This is a genomic window from Anaerolineales bacterium (assembly GCA_022866145.1).
GTDB lineage: Bacteria > Chloroflexota > Anaerolineae > Anaerolineales > E44-bin32 > PFL42.
On the sequence record JALHUE010000467.1, the window covers coordinates 1 to 2,447 of the forward strand.

Consider the following 2,447-nt stretch of genomic DNA (forward strand, 5'->3'; position numbering starts at 1 on the left):
CTGGCGCGGCCATCGCCATCGGCACGCTGCTCGATGCCATCCCCGAGTCGATCGTGCTGGGCATGGGGCTGGCGATCAACGGTGCGGTCAATATCGCCTTCCTGGCAGCCGTGCTGCTCTCGAACATCCCGGAGGGCATTGCCGGCTCGATGAATCTGACCACAGCCGGGCAACCACAACGAAGGATCTTGCGGATGTGGGTGGTGCTGGTCATGCTGTCCGCAGCCTGCGCTGGGCTCGGCTACCTGCTGGCGGTCCGTCTTCCAACCACCGACGGACACGTGGCCCAAGCCTTCGCCGCCGGCGCCGTGCTCACCATGCTGTCGGATGCGATGATCCCCGAGGCCCATGAACATGGAGGCAATGTAGTGGGCTTGTTCACGGCGATGGGGTTCCTGGGGGCGGCGGCGCTGTCGCTCGCGCAATGAACCGCGCGACGCACCCCACAAGCCGCGGTGGGCTCGGCGGATGGGTTTGCCGGGCCGGCCGATCTCGGCGACAATTGCGGTCCGAGGTCAAGTTGGGCCGAATTCCGACCGAGGAAGTCTCCATAGTGAGGCTGTCCCAAAGCCAGGCCGGGCGACGGCGGCCTTCGGGCACCCGTGTCCTCGATACCGGATCGGGGTTATACTTGTCACACGCCGGACACACGAAGTACCAACTTCCCTTCGGGGACCCAATTCTTGAGAGGAGATTCTGCAATGAAACGACCGTTTGGTGTCACCGTTCTGGCCATTCTTTCGGGTTTCTTGGCCGCCCTGGCGATCTTCGCCGCGCTGCGCTTCCTGGGCGTGATGTTCCGCCCGGTCGGGCTCATCGTGCCCGGCTTCTGGTACGCCCTGATGTACGGCCTGCTGGCCTGGGTGTACATCTGGCTGACCCAGATGCTGTGGCGCCTCGACCCCGCCGCCTGGCTGTTCCTGGCGGTGATCACCGTCTTCAACCTGATGCTGAACTTCATCGTCCTGGTCACCGGGAATGCCTTCACGGACGTGAGCGTGGCGATCTTCGTCAACGCCCTGATCCTGCTGTATGTGATGCTGCCGGGCACCAAGAAGGCCTTCGGCATGGCCAAGCCGCCGGCGCCGCCAGCTGCCTAGTTCGATCTGTACTCGTCATGCGTGAACGTCCCTCGCTCCGGTGCATCGCGCCGGAGCGAGGCTGTTCTCAGCGGCGGAGTCCCGATTGGGACTTCCAGCACACCACCCTGTTGTCGCCGCTCGCAACCGACGCCCGCGCGTCGGCCGGGCCGGTGCCTGATCCCATTGCCCTGCGGCAGTTCGCCCGACAACCTCGCGCAGAGCCTGTGAGCCTGCCCGCCAAGGCCGCGCACGCACGCGCCCGGGCGCACGTGGAGCGGCGACTGACGGCATCTCCCGTGCGGGGAGAACAACCAAAGCTTGCGCCCGACCTTCCTGGAGCGCTTCACGGCTCTCTGGCCGGAAGGCTGTTCCATCAGGCGAGCACTGACTGCCCGCCGATCTTCGTTCAGCCCTATCACAGACCTGCCCTAGACTGATCCAGGGCATTTGGAGGGACTTCCATGACCGAGGCATCTGGCAAGAAGAGCAAAGAGCTGCGCAGCACCGGATACGAGATCTTCATCCTGCTGCTCTCGCTGGTTTCGATCATCAACATGCTCTTGGCCATGAACTTCGGGTTCATCACCAAGGACCCCGTGACGCTGGAGGTCCTGGTGATCATCGACTCGCTCCTGACCGTGTTCTTCATTATGGACTTCGCCCTGCGGATCACGTCCGCTTCCTCGAAATCAACGTACTTCTTCCGCGACATGGGCTGGGCGGATCTACTGGCGTGCATCCCGTTCTTCCGCATCTTCCGAGTCTTCCGCGTGGTGCGCGCCACTCGCTTGATGCGCACCTTCGGCGTGAAGAACATGATCAACGAGGTGGTCAACAACCGGGCAGGGATCGCCCTGTACATCACGATCTTCTCGCTGATCGTGCTGGTCGAGTTTGCGAGCATCCTGGTGTTGAAGGCCGAAGCCGCCAATCCCGAAGCCAACCTGAAAAGCGCCGCGGATGCCGTATGGTGGGTGTTCACCACCGTCACCACCGTCGGCTACGGCGATCGCTTTCCGACCACCAGCCTTGGGCGGATCTACGGCGTCTTGGTCATGTTCGGCGGCATCGCCCTGATCGGCGTGCTCGCCAGCTTCCTCTCCAGCTTCTTTCTGGCGCCTCCCACGAAGGCCGCTGAGGTCGTGCATGGGGACGCCCGCGACCAGATCGCTGAGTTAAAGACGCTGCTCGAGGAGCAGGAGAAGACCAGCGCAACGATCCGCGAGAAACTGGTTGAGTTGGAGAAGGTCTTCCCGAAGTAGTGTGGGACGGCGCGCGGCAAGCGCCAGCGGGGTGGGCGTCATGGCCCAAAAGACCTGCCAGAATCCGGCGGTCCGCCCCGAAGCTAGCTCTCCGAGCCCGTGC

3 protein-coding genes are annotated in these 2,447 nt (G+C 63.5%); all 3 read left to right on the forward strand.

Annotated elements, in window-relative coordinates:
• Nucleotides 1-428, forward strand: a 428-nt coding sequence (locus tag MUO23_13755) for a hypothetical protein (GenBank protein MCJ7514015.1), incomplete at its 5' end; no start/stop codon positions are given.
• Nucleotides 429-701: 273 nt separating this feature from the next.
• Nucleotides 702-1,100 (forward strand): hypothetical protein, encoded by a 399-nt coding sequence (locus MUO23_13760; protein ID MCJ7514016.1) that lies wholly within the window; start codon nucleotides 702-704, stop codon nucleotides 1,098-1,100.
• Nucleotides 1,101-1,543: 443 nt separating this feature from the next.
• A complete protein-coding gene (locus tag MUO23_13765; protein MCJ7514017.1) occupies nucleotides 1,544-2,344 on the forward strand; it encodes an ion transporter in 801 nt (266 codons plus the stop codon).
• The last annotated feature ends 103 nt before the right edge of the window (nucleotides 2,345-2,447 follow it).